18 protein-coding genes are annotated in these 16,973 nt (G+C 70.0%); 9 read left to right on the top strand and 9 right to left on the bottom strand.

Features of this window, described 5'->3' with window-relative positions:
- Positions 1-22 precede the first annotated feature (22 nt).
- The 3 genes from QLQ15_RS05185 to QLQ15_RS05175 are packed head-to-tail and all read left to right on the top strand — an operon-like array spanning position 23 to position 2,812.
- Complete coding sequence (locus QLQ15_RS05185; protein WP_283213935.1) at positions 23-1,201, top strand: beta-ketoacyl-[acyl-carrier-protein] synthase family protein; 1,179 nt, start codon at positions 23-25, stop codon at positions 1,199-1,201.
- Positions 1,198-1,974 (top strand): beta-ketoacyl synthase chain length factor, encoded by a 777-nt coding sequence (locus tag QLQ15_RS05180; RefSeq protein ID WP_283211775.1) that lies wholly within the window; start codon positions 1,198-1,200, stop codon positions 1,972-1,974. Before QLQ15_RS05185 ends, QLQ15_RS05180 begins: the two co-directional genes overlap by 4 nt.
- Positions 1,967-2,812: a glycosyltransferase family 2 protein gene (locus tag QLQ15_RS05175; RefSeq protein WP_283211774.1), complete on the top strand. Its 846-nt coding sequence runs from the start codon at positions 1,967-1,969 to the stop codon at positions 2,810-2,812. The genes QLQ15_RS05180 and QLQ15_RS05175 overlap by 8 nt, the downstream gene beginning before the upstream one ends.
- 30 nt (positions 2,813-2,842) lie before the next feature.
- On the opposite strand, the gene QLQ15_RS05170 is transcribed toward QLQ15_RS05175, so the two are convergent.
- The 9 genes from QLQ15_RS05170 to QLQ15_RS05130 all read right to left on the bottom strand — a co-directional run bounded on the left by QLQ15_RS05170 (position 2,843) and on the right by QLQ15_RS05130 (position 9,903).
- Entirely contained in the window at positions 2,843-3,382 is a 540-nt protein-coding gene (locus QLQ15_RS05170) for a hypothetical protein (protein ID WP_283211773.1), read from the bottom strand.
- A gap of 77 nt (positions 3,383-3,459) precedes the next feature.
- Positions 3,460-4,194: a 3-oxoacyl-ACP reductase FabG gene (gene fabG, locus QLQ15_RS05165; RefSeq protein WP_283211772.1), complete on the bottom strand. Its 735-nt coding sequence runs from the start codon at positions 4,192-4,194 to the stop codon at positions 3,460-3,462.
- Positions 4,191-4,634, bottom strand: coding sequence for a hotdog family protein (locus QLQ15_RS05160; protein WP_283211771.1), 444 nt, complete (start codon positions 4,632-4,634; stop codon positions 4,191-4,193). Before QLQ15_RS05160 ends, fabG begins: the two co-directional genes overlap by 4 nt.
- A complete protein-coding gene (locus QLQ15_RS05155) occupies positions 4,621-6,975 on the bottom strand; it encodes an MMPL family transporter (RefSeq protein ID WP_283211770.1) in 2,355 nt (784 codons plus the stop codon). The genes QLQ15_RS05160 and QLQ15_RS05155 overlap by 14 nt, the downstream gene beginning before the upstream one ends.
- A complete protein-coding gene (locus tag QLQ15_RS05150; RefSeq protein ID WP_283211769.1) occupies positions 6,972-7,652 on the bottom strand; it encodes a LolA-related protein in 681 nt (226 codons plus the stop codon). Before QLQ15_RS05150 ends, QLQ15_RS05155 begins: the two co-directional genes overlap by 4 nt.
- Positions 7,552-8,541, bottom strand: a complete 990-nt coding sequence (locus QLQ15_RS05145) for a lysophospholipid acyltransferase family protein (protein WP_345782412.1) — start codon at positions 8,539-8,541, stop codon at positions 7,552-7,554. The genes QLQ15_RS05150 and QLQ15_RS05145 overlap by 101 nt, the downstream gene beginning before the upstream one ends.
- Positions 8,538-8,828 carry an ApeI family dehydratase gene (locus QLQ15_RS05140; protein ID WP_283211768.1) on the bottom strand — a complete coding sequence of 97 codons (291 nt, stop codon included), beginning with the start codon at positions 8,826-8,828 and terminating at the stop codon, positions 8,538-8,540. The genes QLQ15_RS05145 and QLQ15_RS05140 overlap by 4 nt, the downstream gene beginning before the upstream one ends.
- 69 nt (positions 8,829-8,897) lie before the next feature.
- The gene (locus QLQ15_RS05135) at positions 8,898-9,611 is read right to left on the bottom strand and encodes a COG4648 family protein (protein WP_283211767.1); all 714 of its coding nucleotides are present in this window, start codon (positions 9,609-9,611) and stop codon (positions 8,898-8,900) included.
- 22 nt (positions 9,612-9,633) lie between these two features.
- On the bottom strand, positions 9,634-9,903 hold the full coding sequence (locus QLQ15_RS05130; protein WP_283211766.1) for a phosphopantetheine-binding protein: 270 nt from the start codon (positions 9,901-9,903) through the stop codon (positions 9,634-9,636).
- Positions 9,904-10,054: 151 nt separating this feature from the next.
- Here QLQ15_RS05130 and QLQ15_RS05125 point away from each other — a divergent pair, with 151 nt between their 5' ends.
- The 6 genes from QLQ15_RS05125 to QLQ15_RS05100 all read left to right on the top strand — a co-directional run bounded on the left by QLQ15_RS05125 (position 10,055) and on the right by QLQ15_RS05100 (position 16,937).
- Positions 10,055-11,482 carry an NAD(P)/FAD-dependent oxidoreductase gene (locus tag QLQ15_RS05125; RefSeq protein WP_283211765.1) on the top strand — a complete coding sequence of 476 codons (1,428 nt, stop codon included), beginning with the start codon at positions 10,055-10,057 and terminating at the stop codon, positions 11,480-11,482.
- The gene (locus tag QLQ15_RS05120; protein ID WP_283211764.1) at positions 11,479-12,492 is read left to right on the top strand and encodes a chorismate transformation FkbO/Hyg5 family protein; all 1,014 of its coding nucleotides are present in this window, start codon (positions 11,479-11,481) and stop codon (positions 12,490-12,492) included. The genes QLQ15_RS05125 and QLQ15_RS05120 overlap by 4 nt, the downstream gene beginning before the upstream one ends.
- Positions 12,493-12,632: 140 nt before the next feature.
- Positions 12,633-12,881, top strand: coding sequence for a hypothetical protein (locus QLQ15_RS05115; protein ID WP_283211763.1), 249 nt, complete (start codon positions 12,633-12,635; stop codon positions 12,879-12,881).
- Positions 12,882-13,154: 273 nt separating this feature from the next.
- A complete protein-coding gene (locus tag QLQ15_RS05110; protein ID WP_283211762.1) occupies positions 13,155-13,544 on the top strand; it encodes a post-PEP-CTERM-1 domain-containing protein in 390 nt (129 codons plus the stop codon).
- Entirely contained in the window at positions 13,541-15,208 is a 1,668-nt protein-coding gene (locus QLQ15_RS05105) for a PA domain-containing protein (protein ID WP_283211761.1), read from the top strand. The genes QLQ15_RS05110 and QLQ15_RS05105 overlap by 4 nt, the downstream gene beginning before the upstream one ends.
- Before the next feature lie 271 nt (positions 15,209-15,479).
- Entirely contained in the window at positions 15,480-16,937 is a 1,458-nt protein-coding gene (locus QLQ15_RS05100) for an OprO/OprP family phosphate-selective porin (RefSeq protein WP_283211760.1), read from the top strand.
- Positions 16,938-16,973: the final 36 nt, after the last annotated feature.

Here is a 16,973-nt window from a genome sequence, read left to right as displayed (position 1 = left end):
TCGTCCGTCCACCGCCGTGCCGATGACGCCCCTGGCGATCCGCGCGTGCACCGCCACCAGTGCCGTCGGCCCGGGCCGCACGGCCCTGGCAAACGCCCTGCGTGAGGGTCGCAGCGGCCTGCGTCGCAACGACTTCGGGCGCGATCGGCTGGAGTGCTGGATCGGTCGCGTCGACGGGCTCGAATCGGTGGAGCTGCCCCCGGCGCTGTCGCCGTGGGATTCGCGCAACCATCGCCTCGCCTGGCTCGCGCTGGGCCAGGACGGCATGCGCGAGGCCATCGAAGAGGCCATCGCGCGCCACGGCGCCGATCGCATTGCCGTGGTCGTGGGCACGTCCACTTCGAGCATCGGCAGTACCGAGGAGGCGTACGCACGCCTTGACGAAGGCCGCTTCCCGGACGATCTCGCCCGGTTGCAGGTACACACCCCGCACGCGCTGGGCGAATTCGTGCAGCGCGCCGCCGGTCTGCGCGGCCCCTGCATCACCGTGGCCACGGCCTGCTCGTCCAGCGCGAAGGTGTTCGCGCAGGCGGCACGACTGATCTCGGCCGGCCTGGCCGATGCGGCGCTGGTCGGCGGCGTGGACACGCTCTGCGGCAGCGTGCTGTTCGGTTTCAACTCATTGCAGCTGGTGGCCAGCGAACCGTGTCGTCCGTTCGACGCGGACCGCACCGGGCTGTCGCTGGGCGAGGCCGGTGGGTTCGCGCTGCTGGAACGCGCACGCGACGGCGACACCGGGCTGCAGCTGCGTGGCTACGGCGAATCCAGCGACGCGCACCACATGTCCTCGCCGCACCCCGAAGGCCTGGGTGCGCTGATGGCGATGCGCGACGCCCTCGCGCGCGCCGGCGTCGATGCCGCCGACATCGGTTATCTCAACCTGCACGGCACCGCCACGCCGGCCAACGATTCCATCGAAGCCGCGGCGGTGGCGACCCTGTTCCCCGACACGCTGCACGCCAGTTCGACCAAGGGCTGGACCGGCCATACGCTGGGCGCGGCGGGCATCGTCGAGTCGCTGATCGCGCTGATCGCGCTGGAACATGGCGAACTGCCGGGGACGCTCAACAGCCAGACGCCCGATCCGGCCTGCGGTCCGCAGATCCGTTTCGCCCCGCAACGGGCCGACATCCGCTATGCGATGAACAACTCCTTCGGCTTCGGCGGCAACAACTGCTCGCTGGTATTTGGTCGCGCATGAATCTGAAGGCGCGGGTCGAAGGCATCGGGTTCTGGACACGCGGGTTGCCAACGTGGGCGCTGGCGCGTGAGTACGCGCTCACCGGCACCCGTCCGGACGAAGCGCCGGCGCGCCCGTCGCCGCAACTGTTGCCGGCCAACGAGCGGCGTCGCGCACCGGAAACGGTGGCGATCGCGCTGGAAGTGGCCATGGCCGCGTGCGAGGCGGCGCGACGCGATCCGGCGTCGCTGCCCTCGGTGTTCACCTCCACGCACGGCGAGCTCGGCATCACCGACTACATGTGCACGACGCTGGCGCAGGACGCGCGCGCGCTCTCGCCCACGCGCTTCCACAACTCCGTGCACAACGCCGCCGCCGGCTACTGGACCATCGGCACCGGGGCGATGCATCCGGCCAGCGCGATCAGCGCCCACACGGCCAGTTTCGCCCAGGGCCTGCTCGACGCCCTCGCGCAGCTCGCCGAAGGCCACGAGTCCGTGCTGCTGGTCGCCTACGACGGACAGGCCACCGGTGCGATCGCACGGGTCGCGCCCAGCGAAGGCCTGCTCGGCGGCGCGCTGGTGCTGTCGCGTACCGGCACGGGGGCACGCCTGCAGGCGCGCCTGGCCGACGTATCCACCTCGCACGCGGACGGCCCCCTGTCGCGCTTCACCTCGGGTAACGCGATGGCGCCGATGCTGCCGCTGTTCGACGTCCTTGCACGTGGCGAAGGCGAAGCCAGGCTGATGGCCGGCCCGGCGCACGACCTGATCGTGGAGGTGGTCCGTGACTGACGCGAACGCACGTCCGGCGCGCACGCCGCTGTCCCGCCACGATCTGGTGATCGTCATTCCCGCGCTCAACGAAGCGTTGCGCATCCGCGACGTCGTGGAGGGCGCACTGGCCGAATGCCCGCGCGTGCTGGTGGTGGACGACGGCTCCGACGACGGCACCGCCGACCGCATCGCCGACCTGCCCGTCACCGTGCTGCGCCATCCGCAGCGCATGGGCAAGGGCGCCAGCCTGCGCGACGGTTTCGCCGAAGCCCTGCGCATGGGTGCGCGCGCAGTGATCAGCATGGACGGCGACGGCCAGCATTCGCCGGGCGACATCCCGCGCCTGCTGGCCGCGGCCAACCGCTACCCGGACCACATCGTGATCGGAGCGCGCCTGCGCCGGCGTTCGCAGCAGCCGCTGTACCGGCGACTGGCCAACGAGTTCGCCGATTGGGGCATCGCCTGGGGCACCGGCTATCAGCTGGCCGACAGCCAGAGCGGGCAGCGCCTGTACCCGGCCGCGGTCGCCGCACTGACCGAGGTGCCCGGCGAGGACTTCGTGTTCGAAGCGCAGATCCTGATTTCCGCCGCGCAGCAGCTGGGCACGCGTTGTGTCTCGGTGCCCATCGAATCGCGCTACAAGAGCGTGCACGCGGACGAGGAATTCCGTCCCAGCCACTTCAAGCCACTGCGCGACTTCTCGCGCATCACCTCGCACGTGGTGCTGGGTGTGCTGCGCCGCGGTGGCCTTGGCGCCATGTACCGCCTCGTGCGTGCGCACCCGGCGCTGATCGACGACCCCAGCGGCGAGTTCGCCTCGCCGCCGCCCGCGGCGCTGCCTACGCGGGCGCGCTGAGCGTCGCCCGCTGACGGCCGCCGGGCCGGGTCATTTCACCGGCGACGCGGGAGGTGCAGGAGGTGCAGGAGGTGCGGGAGGCGTCGGCGAGACCGGCGGTTGCTGCACCGGCGGCGGATTGGGCACGTAGATCGCGACGCCGCTGGCGTACTTCTTGGTCGGGCTGATGCTCACGCCGATGCCGCCGGAGCTGAAACTACCGCCGTGGTAGCCGCCGTAGCTGCCGCCACCGGCACCCACGCCGATGGTGCTGCCGCCCATGCTGTTCTGGCTGCCGACGAACAGCACGCCGTTGGCGCCCAGCTTGGCCGCCTGCGTGCGCAGGTTGTTGATCACGTCGTCGAGCTTGTTCTGTTCGCCATACGTGAAACCGCCGCTGGAGGTTTCCAGCTGCGCGATCTCCTCGTACCCGCCCGGAGGCGCGGAGTAATACACACGGACCTGCGAGGGGTCGATCGGCGCGCGCGGCGTGCCGGTGACCAGTTGCGAGGTGGACGAGCACCCGGCCAGGACGGCCAGCACGGGAACCAGCAGGGCAATTCCGATCAGCGAACGGGCGATGCGGCGCATGGCGACGCCTCCAGGTGGAGATGCGGGGATCGTACGCCAGCGGCGGTCGCCTGGAAGCGATGCCTGTCGCCGGTCGTTCAGCTCATTCCGCCGTCGATGCCGATGACCTGCCCGTTGATGTAACCGGCAGCGTCCGAACACAGGAAGCCGACCAGGGCCGCGACCTCCTCCGGGCGACCGGCGCGGGCAGCGGGAACCAGCTGTTTCAATGCCTCCGGCGAGAATGCGCCCTCGGCCATGCGACCTTCGACCACACCGGGCGCCACCACGTTGCAGGTGATGCCGCGACTGCCCATCTCGCGCGCCAGCGACTTTGTCGCACCGTGCAGGGCTGCCTTGGCGGCGGCGTAGTTGGTCTGGCCGCGGTTGCCCATCACGGCCGCCACCGACGACACACTCACCACACGGCCCCAGCGCGTGCGCGCCATCGGCAACAGCAACGGCTGGGTGACGTGGAAGAAACCGTGCAGCGAGACATCGATGACGCGCTTCCACTTCGTCTCGCTCATGCCGGCCATCGGGCCGTCGTCGTGGATGCCGGCGTTGTTCACCACCACCTGCACTGCGCCGCCTTCGAGGATCGCCGCGATGGCCGCCTGCGATGCGGCCGCGTCGGCCACGTCGAATGCGACGGCGTGCGCCTGACCACCGGCCGCGATGATCCCGGCCACGACGTCCTGCGCGCGCTCCAGGCGCTGGTTGGCGTGCACGATGACCTCGCAGCCATCGGCGGCCAGCTGGCGGCAGATGGCGCTGCCGATGTCGCCGCTGCCGCCGGTCACCAGCGCGCGACGCACCTTGGGCTTGCTCATGCGGATTCCTCCCCGGACGGATGCAGCACCGCGGCGCGGCCCTGCGCCAGCGTGCGGCCTTCATGCGTGATGACGAAACGGTACTGGCTTCCGGCGGCGTCGGCGATCAGGCATTGCGCCTGGACCTCCAGCGCGCCGGGCAGGTCGTCGATGCGCGTCGCATCGATCTCCACGCCGCGCAACGCGACCAGCATGCCGGGTTTGACGCCCTCGCCCGCAGCGCGCGCCAGCAGGCCACCGTGCACGGCCATGGCCTGCGCGCCGTATTCGCACAGGTGCACCGCATGCAGCCGGCCCGCATGGCGCAACGGATGCTCGGGATCGCGATGGCGCTGCGTGCTCAGGCGGATCGACTGCGCATCCCACGCCAACACGTCGTCCCACAGGCACATGCCGCCCGCATGCGGCACCAGCGTGGCGATGTCCTCATGCGTCGGCATCGTCGCCCTCCCGAACCGGTGCGCGCACGATCAGCAACGCCAGCACGAAGTTGAACGCCACGCCCAGCGCGACCGTGCCGCCGATGGCGCGCAGCACGGGAATGCTCGACGCCGCCAGCAACGCGAATACCAGCAGCGTGGTCAGGCTGCACACGATCACCGCGTGCAGCGTGCGCAGCTGCTCGGCGCGATCGTCGCCGGCATGGTCGAAGAACAGCGCGTAATCCAGGCCCAGGCCCGCGGCGAGGATCAGCGACACCAGATGAAACAGGTTGAGCTCGATGCCCGCGCCGCGCAGGACGGCGAGGATCAGCAGCGTCGTCAGCGCCATCGGCGCGAGCACGCGCAGCACGCGGCGCGGCGAGCGCAATGCGAACCACACCGCTGCGGCCAGCAGCACCGAGGCCAGCGCCAACGCCCACAGCACCCGCTCGCGATACGCGGCCACCAACGATTCCGAAGCCTGCTTCAGGTCGAGCAACTGCGCGCCGTTGGCCTGGGCGACACGCGCGACCGCGTCGACGTCGTCCAGGCCGGTCAGCGCGACCAGGGCCGTTGCGCGCCCATCGCGCGACAGCAGCAGGCCTTCGACGCTGGCGGCCAGCGGCGTGCCGGCCAGATCGTGCGGTGCCAGCGGCGCGGCGGCGCGCGCGCGCGCCACGTCGGCGAGGAAGTCGGTGAATGCGTCGTCGGCGAAGGGGCCGTCGTGCATCGCGTCGCGCAACTGCGAACGCAGGGCGTCGTCCGTTGGCAGGCGCGACTGGCGCTCCCGCTGCGTGGCGGCACTGGGCAGGTAACGCGCGGCCAGGTCGAAGCCGGCGATCGCGCCCTCCGTCCGCAGAGTCGCCAGCGCCGGCATCAGCCGCTCGGAGGCACGCAGCGCGGCCTCGGTGTCGCTCGCCTGCACCGCGATGACATAACGCACGTCGGGCGCGCCCAGCTCCGTGCGCAACTGCGCGTCGCGCGCGAGCGCGGCCGGCGGCACGGGCGTCAGCCGGGCCAGGTCGTTCTGCCACACCGCGCCGGGTGCGAACGTCACCACCGCGATCGCAAGCGCGGCCAGCGCGATGGCGCCCGACGCGCCCAGCCGCGGCCAGCGCGCGAGTGCCGACCATGCGCGCGCCAGCCAGGCCGAATCGGCGGCGTCGTGTGGGGACGGATCGATCAGCGCTGGCAACAGGAAGCGCGTGGCCAGTGCGGCCGTCGCCAGTCCAACCACGGTGAACACCGCGAGCTGCTGCAACCCGTCCACGCCGGAGACAAGGAATGTCGCGTACGCGATGCACGTGGACGCCACACCGGTGCCGAGCGTCGGCCACAGCGCACGCGCGCTCGCCCAAGGCGACATGCCTGCGCGCTGATGGCTGAACAGATGGATCGGGTAATCCTGGACCACGCCGATCAGCGTGAACCCGAACGCGATGGTGATGCCGTGCACGCCATCGAACGCCAGCGCCACCGCTCCCAGTCCGGCCAGGCCCGCGCTCGCCAGCGGCAGGCCGCCCAGCAGCGGCGCCTTCCAGCTGCGGTAGGCCACCCACAGCAACAGCACGAACACCAGCGAATCCAGCATGCCGATCAGGCTGGCCTCACGCGCGGTGCGGCCGCCGATCTCCACCGAGAACGCGCCAGGACCGGTCAGCGTCAGCTGCGTCCTGGTGTTGACGCTTACCGCGGCGAACGCCGAATGAATCGCATCGACTGCCTTCTGCTGGCCTTCCGGATCGAAACCAGCCGCGTGCGTTTCGATGGCGAGCAGCGCTTCGCGTCCGGCGCGGTCGAACCAGACACCATGCAGTCGCTGCGGTGCGTTCGCCGGCTGCCACGCTTCGGCCAGCTTCAGCGTCTCCAGCGTGGGATCGGACGGCAGCAGCGGCTCGATCAATCCCGCCGCGGGCGAACCGAGGTCCTGCACGCGTGCATCGAGCTGCGTACGCAGGAACGCTGCGTCGAAGCGCTGCGTGTCCAGCGTCGGCGACAGCAGGTATCGATACGGGCGCAGGCGCTCCGGAATCGCATCCAGGCCAAGGTCCGCGCCGTTGGTGACGAGCTTGAAGGGGTGGTCCACGGCACTGCGCGCCGACAGCAACCGCTCGCGCAACGCCTGCGACTGCACGGCCAGCACATCGGGCGGTTCGCCTGAGAGCGCGACCAGCAACAGCCGTGAACCCGGCCCTTCGCCAAGTTCATCGATCAGCAGTTTCTGCGCCGGCGTGCGCGGCGCCGGCATGAACTTGCGCAGGTCGCCGCTCACCTGCACGCGCGGCGCGACCAGCAGCGCGAACAGCGCCAGCACGGCGAGCCACAGCAGTGCGAGGGCCAGCCGCCGCGTGGCGCTCATCGCGCGGGTTCGCCGTGGCAAAGGGCGGCCAGCGCCGCGGCATCGGTGACCCCGGCGGCCTGCGTTGCGGCGTCGGACATCAGCGTGCGCTGCGCATCGCCGCCGCCCGCCGGACGGGTTTCGATGCAGCGCAACTGCGCGCCGCCGCCGGACAGCACGATCGCGCTCACGCGCTTGGCGACGGCCGGATCCTTCGGCGTCAGCGTGAGCGTCCAGCGTTCGCGCGAGCCGTCGGCACCCAGGACGTAATGGCGTTCCAGCGCGGCGGTGTCGCCGGCCAGCAGTGCACCGAAGCTCGCCTGCAGGCCCGCCAGTTCGGGCACGCGCGCCAGCGGGAAGCGCCGCGGCGACTGGCCCGCGCGCTCGATCACCGCCTCACCCGCGCGCAGCGTGGTGGTTTCCGCGTATGGCGCGCGCACTTCGCGCACCAGCGTGTCGGCGTCGGGTCGGCGGTACTCGCCGGTCAGGCGCAGCGGCGCCTTGAGCAGCTTGCTGCCGCGCACTTCCAGGAACGGCGTGCTGGCCGGCGCGGGACGCGCGATGCGCGACAGGATCCAGCCGGTATCGACTGCAGGTTCAGCCGCCGCGGCGCACAGCGCCGTGCCCGCCAGCAGCAGTGTTGCCGCGCCCGTCGTCCAGTACCGCGCCGTTCGAATGTCCCGCTGCGTCATCGCCATGCCAGAAGTCGTAGAAGTTGAACCAGTTGAAGGGCGCGTCGCGCAGATGATGCTGCAACCGCGCCGCATAGCGCTGCACCAGCTCGCGCACCGCCTCGCCACGATGCTGCCGCGGAATGTCCAGCCCGGGGCTGAATTCCTCGAACACCAGGTCGTAATGGTTGCCGCCTCGGTACAGGCCGAACGCGAGCACCAGCGGCACCTTCAGCGTGGCCGCCAGCAGCCACGGCGCGGTCGGGAACGGCGCGTCGCTTCCCAGCAGCGGCACACGCACCGCGGCATCGCCCGGCGCCACGCGATCGACCAGCAGCGCGACCAGCTCGCCGCGCGCGAGTGCTTCCTGGATGGCGAGCACGATCGACACGCCGTCCTGCCCTGCGTCGATCACGTCGCGCGCGAGCTGGGGGTTGAGCGCGTCCAGCAGTTGCGTCAGCGCCGGGTTGTGGCCGATGTCGAGCACGATGCGCACGCGCAGCTGCGGGCGCGTCAACACCAGCACGCGCAGGGCATCGAAGCTGCCCAGGTGCGAGCCGAAGATCAGCACGCCCTCGCCACGGTCCACGCGCTGTGCCAGCGCCGGCAGGCCAAGCGTGCGGATGTCGAAGCGCGTCAGTTCGCCGCCCAGCAGGAACACGCGGTCCAGGATGGTCGCGGCGAAGGTGTGGATGTGGCGCGCGACGTCCCGCGTGGTGGGCTCGCGCTGCAGCGCGCGCGCCAGGTACGCACGCGAGGCGCGACGCTCCGGGCCGCGCACGATCAGGAAATACAGCGTGATCGGATACAGGCACACGCGAGCGAGTGCGCGCCCGCCATGGCGCGCGATGCTGCGGATCAGCCACAGCGCGAACCGGCCGCCGCCTTCGGGCCGCTGCTTCCACTGCGCGCTCATGGCGTTTCCCGCGATGCGACCACTTCACCGCTGGCCAGCACGGTGTCTTCGCGCAGCACGCGGAAGCGCCAGCGTGGCGCTTCGCCGTCCAGCTCCACGCGCGCCGGCTGCCCTGGCAACAGCGGCTGCAGGAACTTCACCTGCGGCAGGCGCAGACCTTCGAGCGGGCCGTGCACGGCTTCGATCGCCTCGACCACGCGCTCCAGCAGCACCACGCCGGGCACCACGGGCCGTCCCGGGAAATGACCCGGCAGGCAGGGGTGGTCGGCGGGAATCGCGAAGCGCATGCGGAAGGGCGGCGTCGGAGGGCGCTCAGGATAAGCCACCGGCATGGCGGGCCGGGCCCGGGCGGACGCTCAGTTGAACAGGTCGCGCCAGAAGCGCGGACCCAGCGCCGCCATCTGCCGCAGGAAATCGAAGAAATGCCGGTACGGGCGGTGCGGGAACAGGCGCTTGCGCAGGGCGTATTCGCCCACGAAGAAGCCGCCGACGATGCCGTAGTTGAGCAGGTTGGCGAACAGCGACCATTCCTCCTGGCCGATGCTGACCGCCGGCGTATGGCCCATGCGCGCCAGCACGCCGTCGGGCACGGCGATCAGCGCCAGCACGCCGTTGGCCACCGCCAAGGCGGCCAGCAGCAGCGCCCACATCAACGTCAGGCGGCGCGAGTAGCGCAGCAGTTCCGGCGGCAGGCGCGCCGGCTCGGTGCGCTCCATCGCGGAGACGATGCGGGTGATCAGCGCCTGGCGGGGCGGACGCAGGCTGCGCCCGAACATCCACGCGACGAAGCCGACGAACACCATCGGCGGAGCCAGCAGCAGCATCTGCGCATAGGGCGTGCGCGCCAGCCAGACCAGGCCGGCGCCCAGCACCGCCGCCAGCGCCCAGGCCCAGGTGCGGCCCTGCACGAGCGGCCCGGCCATGCACAGCGCGACCAGGTCGGCCAGCGCCACGGCCGCGGACACACCGCCGCCGTCGTGGGTGGCCCAGTGCGCGAGCAGCGGATAGGCGACCGCCAGTACCACCGCCAGCGCGGGGCCCGCGACCGACCGCAGGGCGGTGGCGTTCAAGACAGGGATCCGGCGCGGGGGGTCAAGCGGCGCGACGCTGCTCGATGTGCGCGGCCAGTGAGCGCAGCGACGCGAAGATGCGACGGTTCTCGTCGCTGTCCGAACGCAGCTGGAAGCCGTACTTGCCGGAGATCGCCAGCGCCAGCTCCAGCGCGTCGATGGAATCCAGCCCCAGGCCTTCGCCGAAGAGCGCGGCTTCCGGGTCGATCGATTCGGGCGTCACGTCCTCGAGGTTCAGGCTCGAGACCAGCAGCTGCGCCAGCTCGCGTTCGACGGGACTTTGTTCAGACATCGGGCATTCCAACAGCGTTTCGAGGGACGCCACGATCCGGCAAAGGCGCCGCCCGCGCAACCGTGGCGCCCGTCGCGGTCCGTTACCCGCCCCGGACGGGAGGCCGGCCGCCGCCACGGAGCCCGACGGGCGGTTCCCTTATCATTCGCACATGACTGAATCCGCCCCAGTGGATGCCCCGGGCGCGCCCGCCCCGGCTGCCAGCCCGAACGCCTCCGCCCACCTGGAACCCGACGTGCTGGTGATCGGCGGCGGCCCGGCCGGCACCACCGCGGCTACCCTGCTCGCCCGCAAGGGCTGGAAGGTGCTGCTGCTGGAAAAGGATGCCCATCCGCGTTTCCACATCGGCGAATCGCTGCTGCCGATGAACCTGCCGATCCTGGAACGCCTGGGCGTGCTGGAGCAGGTGAAGGCGATCGGCACGTACAAGCCCGGCGCGGAATTCCCCATCGTCGGCGACGACGGCGTGCCCGGTGGCGCGGACCAGTACAACACCTTCCGTTTTGCACGCGCGCTCAACCCCGCGTTCGGTTATGCGTACCAGGTCAAGCGCGAGCAGTTCGACGAACTGCTGTTCCGCCACACCCTGGCCAGCGGCGTGGACGCGCGCGAGAAGCACAAGGTCGAACGCGTCGAGTTCGATGCGGACGGCCGCCCATCACTGGTGCATGCACGCGACGACCAGGGCGCGGCCTTCACCGTGCGCCCGCGCTACGTCGTGGACGCCAGCGGCCGCGACACGGTGTTCGGCAACCAGCTCAAGCTGAAGAAGAAGAACCCGCTGCACCAGTCGGCGGCGATCTTCAGCCACTTCACCGGCGTCGAACGCCGCGACGGCGAAGACGCCGGCAACATCACCGTGCAGCGTTTCCCGCATGGCTGGATGTGGCTGATCCCGCTGCAGGACGGCGTGATGAGCATCGGCGCGGTGTGCTTCCCGGAATACCTGAAGACGCGCCGCGGCGAGAACGAAGCGTTCCTGATGAAGACGCTGGAATCGGAGCCGCAGGTGCAGGCGCGCATGCAGGGCGCGCAGCGCGTGGCGCCGGTGCACGTCACGGGCAACTACTCCTACACCTGCACGCGCATGCATGGGCCGGGCTGGGTGATGGTGGGCGACGCGTACGCGTTCGTCGACCCGGTGTTCTCCTCCGGCGTGTACCTGGGCATGAACAGTGCCGAGCAGGCCGCGCAGGTGGTGGACGGCGCGCTGCGCGAGCCTTCGCGCGAAGCGGCGCTGCAACGCGCGATGGACGCGCGCCTGCGTCGCGGCCTCAAACTTTTCCAGTGGTTCATCTACCGGTTCACGACGCCGGTGATGCGCCATCTCTTCAACCATCCGCGCAATGTGTGGCAAGTGGAACAGGCGGTGATCTCGATGTTGGCCGGTGATGTCTTCGATAACCCCGCGGTGCTTCGCCGCCTGCGCCTGTTCCGCTTCATCTATGCGATGACCGCGTTGAGCATGGCGCCGCAGGCGCTGCGCGGCTGGGCGCGCCGACGTCGCCAGGTGCGCGTGGACGTGGGACTGGGCGGCGGCGCGGACACGCTGCAGCCGGGTCCGGAGGCGCAACGATGAGCGCCGTGCGCCCCATGCCGATGCCGGCCCTGCACTGGTCGGTGGATTACCTCGACGGCTCGCCCGACGACGCGCTCGCCCTGCCCGACACCCTGGCCGTGATCGGCTTCGGCTCGCGCGCGCCGGTGCGTGACGACCCGCGCTACCTGCGCGTGGCATTGGAACCGCACGGCACCGCGCCGCTGGAAGTCTGGCGCGGCAGCGGCCCGGTGCTGCGTGGTCGCGACGGCGATGTCGCCTGGGCCGAGGACGGCGCGCTGCAGTTCGGCGCGATCGAACTGGACGAGCGCGATGGCGAACAGGGCCAGAGCGACATCGAGTCCACGGCGGACCGCCTGTATCGCCGGCTGCTCGAATTCCTCGAACAGCGCGGCTATCCGCATCTGCTGCGCGTGTGGAACTACCTGGACGGCATCACCATCGGCGAAGGCGACGAGGAACGTTACCGTCAGTTCTGCGTCGGCCGCGCGCGTGGCCTGGGTGGTCACGTCGACACTCAGACGCTGCCCGCCGCCACCGCCATCGGCCGTGTCGACGGTGCGCGCCGGCTGCAGGTGTACTGGCTGGCCGCGCGCGTGCCCGGCACGCCGCTGGAAAACCCGCGCCAGATCAGCGCGTACCGCTACCCGCGACAGTACGGCCCGCAGCCGCCGAGCTTCGCCCGCGCGATGCTGCCGCCGGTGAACAGCACGATGCCGCTGATGCTTTCGGGCACTGCCGCGATCGTCGGCCACGAGTCGCAGCACGCCGGTTCGGTGGTGACGCAGCTGGACGAGACGCTGGCCAACTTCGACAGCCTGCTGGCCGCGGCGCGTGCGCAGCGTCCCACGCTGCCGGCCCACTTCGGCCCGCAGTCGCGCCTGAAGGTGTACGTGCGCAACGACGACGAACTGGAGCAGGTCACGCGCGAGCTCGACGCGCGACTGGGACCGGACGTCCCGCGCGTGGTGCTGCACGCGGCCGTGTGCCGCCGAGAGTTGCGCGTGGAGATCGACGGCGTGCACGCCTGATCCCGCATCCGTCCCCGCAGGACGCGCTTCGGGGGCGGAATCGGGCGTTTCGTCGGATGCGGCTGTTCGCGCGCCGTCGTGCGTCCTAATCTTGCTCCGAACCCCGGCCGTCGCCGGGCCACTCGAACAGGAGTTACGCCATGGGTCTGATCAGCCTGATCTGGGGCATCGTCGCGATGATCCTGATGCTCTTCGCGCTGATTCCATTCCTCGGCATCGCCAACTGGCTGGTGATTCCCTTCGCGGCCGTCGGCGCGATCATCGCCGCGCTCGGCATCCTCTTCACCAGTCCGGGCAACCGCGGTCGCGCCAAGACCGGCCTGGTGCTCAACGGCATCGTGATCGTGGTGGCCATCGTCCGGCTCAACCTCGGCTTCGGTCTCATCTGACGCCAGTCGTCATGACGCCGCCATCACGCGCGGCGTGCTGCGTGACCGCTTTTTCCCGCTGAATACGTAGCGGCGCACGATGTTGCGCCGCAAGCTTGTCGCGTGCGCGCGGGCAGGTGCACACTCGGGCCGGGCTGAAGGGGGAAGCCCACATGCATCCCCACGATCGATTCGCGATGAGCCATCGCGGGGGTGTTCCATCACCTTCAGATCGGGACTTGACCCATGAAAAGGATTGGATCCGCGCTTTGGTTGTCAGGTGTGGCGCTTGGGATGTGTTTGAACGCCCAGGCGGGAGAGAAGCAGTCCGAAACGCAGGTCGTGACGTATGCAGGCGTCAAGGTCGGCATCGATGCCGAGACCGGACGTCTTCGTCCGCTCACGTCGAGCGAAAGCGCGCAGCTTGACCAGGCGCTGACGCAGGGCCAGCAGGCGCGCGTCGCGCCGGCGATGGCCAAGACGTTCAACGCGCCGCGCGACGCGGCGGCGGCGCGCGCGACGGTGCGTCGCGGCTCGCACGGTGGTGTCTCGGTGAAGGTGCCCGAATCGCAGATGACCTCGCTGGTCGCCACGCACGACGCCTCGGGCCAGCTCGTCGTCGAACACACCGACGGCAGCGACCACGCCGACAACGAAGCCCAGAACGAGGAGCTGCTGAAATGAGAAAGCAACTCCTCGCCTCCGCGCTGGCCCTTGCCGGCGCCTTCGCATTCGCACACGCCGACGCCGCGCAGCTGGTGCTGCTCAACGGCGATGCCGGCACCGGCCTGGGCCTGGACGATCCGACACCGGCCACGCCGGTCGGACTCAACCCCGGCACCACGGTCGGCCAGCAGCGCCAGATCGTCTACCGCTTCGCCATGGACCTGTGGGGTTCGGTGCTCAAGAGCGACGTGCCGATCAAGGTCGGCGCCTCGTTCCAGCGGCTGAACTGCACCGCCACCGGCGCCACTCTGGGTTCGGCCGGTGCGAACTGGGTCGACCGCGACTATCCGAACGCGCCGATCAAGGGCATCTGGTACAACGCGGCGCTCGCCGATTCGTTGGCCGGCGTCGACCTCGACCCGGTTCCGGACGATCCGGCCGACATCGTTTCGCGCTTCAACGGCGACCTGGGCAAGCCGGACTGCCTGGTCGGCACGACCTGGTACTACGGCCTGGACGGCAAGACACCGCCGGGCGGCATCAACTTCCTCAACGTGGTGATGCACGAGATCGGGCACGGCCTGGGCTTCCAGGGTTTCCTGGACAAGAGCACCGGCCAGTTCCTCGACTTCGACGGCGAAGGCCCGCGTTCCGATGCGTACACGCAGAACGCGTACGACAACGCGCTCGGCATCGGCTTCAACAGTCCGACCAGCACGCCGGCGCAGCGCGCGGAGACGATGCGTACCGCAGGCCGCCTGGTGTGGTCGGGTACGCGCGTGAAGAACGAAGCGGCGCTGGTGCTCGACAACCGCCAGTACTTCACCGTGACCGCGCCTGCCGGCATCGCCGGGCGTTACCTGTACGGCACCGCGAGCTTCGGCCCGCCGGTGTCGCCGGCGAACTTCACCGGGCAGGTGGTGCAGGGGCTGGATGAGTCGAACGCCTCGGGGCTCAGCACCACCGACGCCTGCACGCCGCTGACCAATGCGGCCGCGGTCGCCGGCAAGCTGGTGCTGGTGGATCGCGGCACCTGCGGCTTCGTGATCAAGGCGGCGAACGTGCAGGCCGCGGGCGGCATCGGCATGGTGGTGGCAGACAACGTCGCCGGCTCGCCGCCGCCCGACCTGGGCGGTTCGGACCCGAACATCACCATCCCCGCCATCCGCATCACGCTGGCCGACGGCAACACGTTCAAGGCGAACCTGCCGGTGAACGTGACCTTCCAGGTCGATCCGGTACTGCTGCAGGGCGCCGACGACACCGGCCGCGTGCGTCTGTATGCGCCGTCCGTCGTCGCACCTGGCTCGACGTTCTCGCACTACGACACGGCGTTGGCACCGAACGCGCTGATGGAGCCGTTCGACACACCGACCGTGCAGGCGCAGTACAACGTCGACCTGACCCCGGCGCTGTACCGCGACATGGGCTGGAAGGTGAACAACGGCGATGCGCGCATCGGCAAGTGCAACACCACGGTCGATGTGCTCGAGCCGGGTGGCTTCATCGTCGGCGCCAACGTGCAGGCCTGGAACAACCTGTGCAAGTCGTCCGCGAAGAACCCGGGCAGGTACGTGCAGTGCATGGTCGATCTGCAGCATCGCCTGCGCGATGCCAAGCTGATCCACCCGCTGCAGGGCGCGGCGATCCTGGTGTGCACGGCGACGAACCTGAAGCCGTAATCGCCTCCCCGCAAACCGCACCACCCCGACCGGCGCCCCAGGGCGCCGGTCTTTTTCTTGATCCATGACAAGGCGCTGGGCCGGCCTGCGGGGGCATTGTCGCAACCGTCTTCACGCGGTCGTTCGCTATCGTCCCGCCCTCGCGCTCATACCGGAAAGGCATGAGCGCATGACGCACCTGCCTTTCCGTCGCCGCCTCCGCGCGGCGACAGTCGCCTCGCGGCCGCCCCCTGCGGAGGCCGCCCCTCCCCTCCCTGCCTGGATTGCTGCGATGACCGAGTTCCGAACGCGAAGACCGTCCGTACCCGTGCTGGCCGGAAGCATCCTGGCCTGTGCGCTGGCCGCGCCCGTGCAGGCGCAGACAGCGCAGCCCACCGTGGAGGAACTGGCCCGTCGCCTGCAGGCCATCGAACAACGCCTGGGCACCGCGTCCGCGCCGGCCGGCCAGACGACTGACGCCAACGGCCTGGCCGACCTCGACCAGCGCCTGCGCGTGATCGAACGCAAGCTCGACCTGCAGGCGGAGGAAGCCGAAGCCCGCGTCGCGAGCACGCCGGTGGTGAGCCTGAGCGCGAGCAAGGGCCTGTCGGTGAAGTCGCCGCCGCCGGGCGATGTCGAACTGAAGTTCCGCGGTCTGGCACAGGCCGACGGCCGCTTCTACATCGACGACGATGCGATCCCGCAGAACGACACCTTCCTGTGGCGCCGCGCGCAGCTCACGCTGGAGGGCAGCTGGGGCCCGCTGCTCGCGTTTCGCATCACGCCGGAACTGGCCGGCGACAGCGTCACGCTGCTCGATGCGTGGGCCGACCTGCGCTTCAGCCCTGCGGCAACGCTGCGCATCGGCAAGACCAAGAGCCCCGTCGGCCTGGAACGCCTGCAGGCAAGCAACGCGACGGAGGCGATCGAACTCGGATTCCCGGGCGAACTCGCGCCCGGCCGCGACATCGGCGTGCAGTTGCAGGGCGAGTTCGCCAAGAGCACGGTCAGCTACGCGGTCGGTGTGTACAACGGCACCGTCGATGGCCGCGATGCGGTGACGACCAATCCCGACAACAACTTCGAGTTCGCCGGCCGTGTGTTCGTCGAACCGTGGAAGAACGACGCGAACGCACTGTCGGGCCTGGGCTTCGGCATCGCCGGCAGCCAGGGCGACAAGGAAGGCGCCGGCAACAATTTCCTGCCGCGCTACCGCACACCGGGGCAGGTGCAGTTCTTCAACTATCGCAGCGCGGTGATCGCCGATGGCGAACAGACGCGCTGGTCGCCGCAGGCGTACTGGTACCGCAACGCGTTCGGCGTGCTCGGCGAGTACATCAGCTCGAAGCAGGAAGTCGTCCTGCCCACGACCGGCGCGCGCCAGTCGCTCGACCACACGGCGTGGCAGCTCGTCGCAGGCTACGTGCTCACCGGCGAGGACGCCGGATACCGCGGCGTGGCGCGGCCTAACCATCCTTTTACGGTCGACAGTGCAGGCTGGGGCGCGTGGGAACTGGTTGCGAGGTACGGTGAACTCGATATCGACGACGACGCCTTCCCGGTGTTCGCCGATCCCAATGCGGTCGCACGTCGCGCCAAGGCATGGGCGCTGGGCGTGAACTGGTACCTCACCGGCAACTTCAAGCTCGTGGCCAACTACACCCAGACCGAGTTCGACGGTGGCGCGGCTGCCGGCGCGGATCGGGAGGATGAGAAGGCCTTCTTCACCCGCGCGCAGTTCTCGTTCTGAACCACACCCCAGATTCACGACCTTTCAACCTGACCC

Origin of the sequence: Lysobacter stagni, assembly GCF_030053425.1 — a bacterium.
Lineage (GTDB): Bacteria > Pseudomonadota > Gammaproteobacteria > Xanthomonadales > Xanthomonadaceae > Lysobacter_J > Lysobacter_J stagni.
This window is presented reverse-complemented; position numbering and strand designations above follow the sequence as displayed.

Excerpts from the sequence above, each read along its gene's own strand:
- QLQ15_RS05185 (WP_283213935.1), top strand. The coding sequence starts at position 23 with ATGACGCCCCTGGCGATCCGCGCGTGCACCGCCACCAGTGCCGTCGGC.
- QLQ15_RS05180 (WP_283211775.1), top strand. The coding sequence starts at position 1,198 with ATGAATCTGAAGGCGCGGGTCGAAGGCATCGGGTTCTGGACACGCGGG.
- QLQ15_RS05170 (WP_283211773.1), bottom strand. The coding sequence starts at position 3,382 with ATGCGCCGCATCGCCCGTTCGCTGATCGGAATTGCCCTGCTGGTTCCC.
- fabG (WP_283211772.1), bottom strand. The coding sequence starts at position 4,194 with ATGAGCAAGCCCAAGGTGCGTCGCGCGCTGGTGACCGGCGGCAGCGGC.
- QLQ15_RS05160 (WP_283211771.1), bottom strand. The coding sequence starts at position 4,634 with ATGCCGACGCATGAGGACATCGCCACGCTGGTGCCGCATGCGGGCGGC.
- QLQ15_RS05155 (WP_283211770.1), bottom strand. The coding sequence starts at position 6,975 with ATGAGCGCCACGCGGCGGCTGGCCCTCGCACTGCTGTGGCTCGCCGTG.
- QLQ15_RS05150 (WP_283211769.1), bottom strand. The coding sequence starts at position 7,652 with ATGGCGATGACGCAGCGGGACATTCGAACGGCGCGGTACTGGACGACG.
- QLQ15_RS05145 (WP_345782412.1), bottom strand. The coding sequence starts at position 8,541 with ATGAGCGCGCAGTGGAAGCAGCGGCCCGAAGGCGGCGGCCGGTTCGCG.
- QLQ15_RS05140 (WP_283211768.1), bottom strand. The coding sequence starts at position 8,828 with ATGCGCTTCGCGATTCCCGCCGACCACCCCTGCCTGCCGGGTCATTTC.
- QLQ15_RS05130 (WP_283211766.1), bottom strand. The coding sequence starts at position 9,903 with ATGTCTGAACAAAGTCCCGTCGAACGCGAGCTGGCGCAGCTGCTGGTC.
- QLQ15_RS05125 (WP_283211765.1), top strand. The coding sequence starts at position 10,055 with ATGACTGAATCCGCCCCAGTGGATGCCCCGGGCGCGCCCGCCCCGGCT.
- QLQ15_RS05120 (WP_283211764.1), top strand. The coding sequence starts at position 11,479 with ATGAGCGCCGTGCGCCCCATGCCGATGCCGGCCCTGCACTGGTCGGTG.
- QLQ15_RS05115 (WP_283211763.1), top strand. The coding sequence starts at position 12,633 with ATGGGTCTGATCAGCCTGATCTGGGGCATCGTCGCGATGATCCTGATG.
- QLQ15_RS05110 (WP_283211762.1), top strand. The coding sequence starts at position 13,155 with ATGTGTTTGAACGCCCAGGCGGGAGAGAAGCAGTCCGAAACGCAGGTC.
- QLQ15_RS05105 (WP_283211761.1), top strand. The coding sequence starts at position 13,541 with ATGAGAAAGCAACTCCTCGCCTCCGCGCTGGCCCTTGCCGGCGCCTTC.
- QLQ15_RS05100 (WP_283211760.1), top strand. The coding sequence starts at position 15,480 with ATGACCGAGTTCCGAACGCGAAGACCGTCCGTACCCGTGCTGGCCGGA.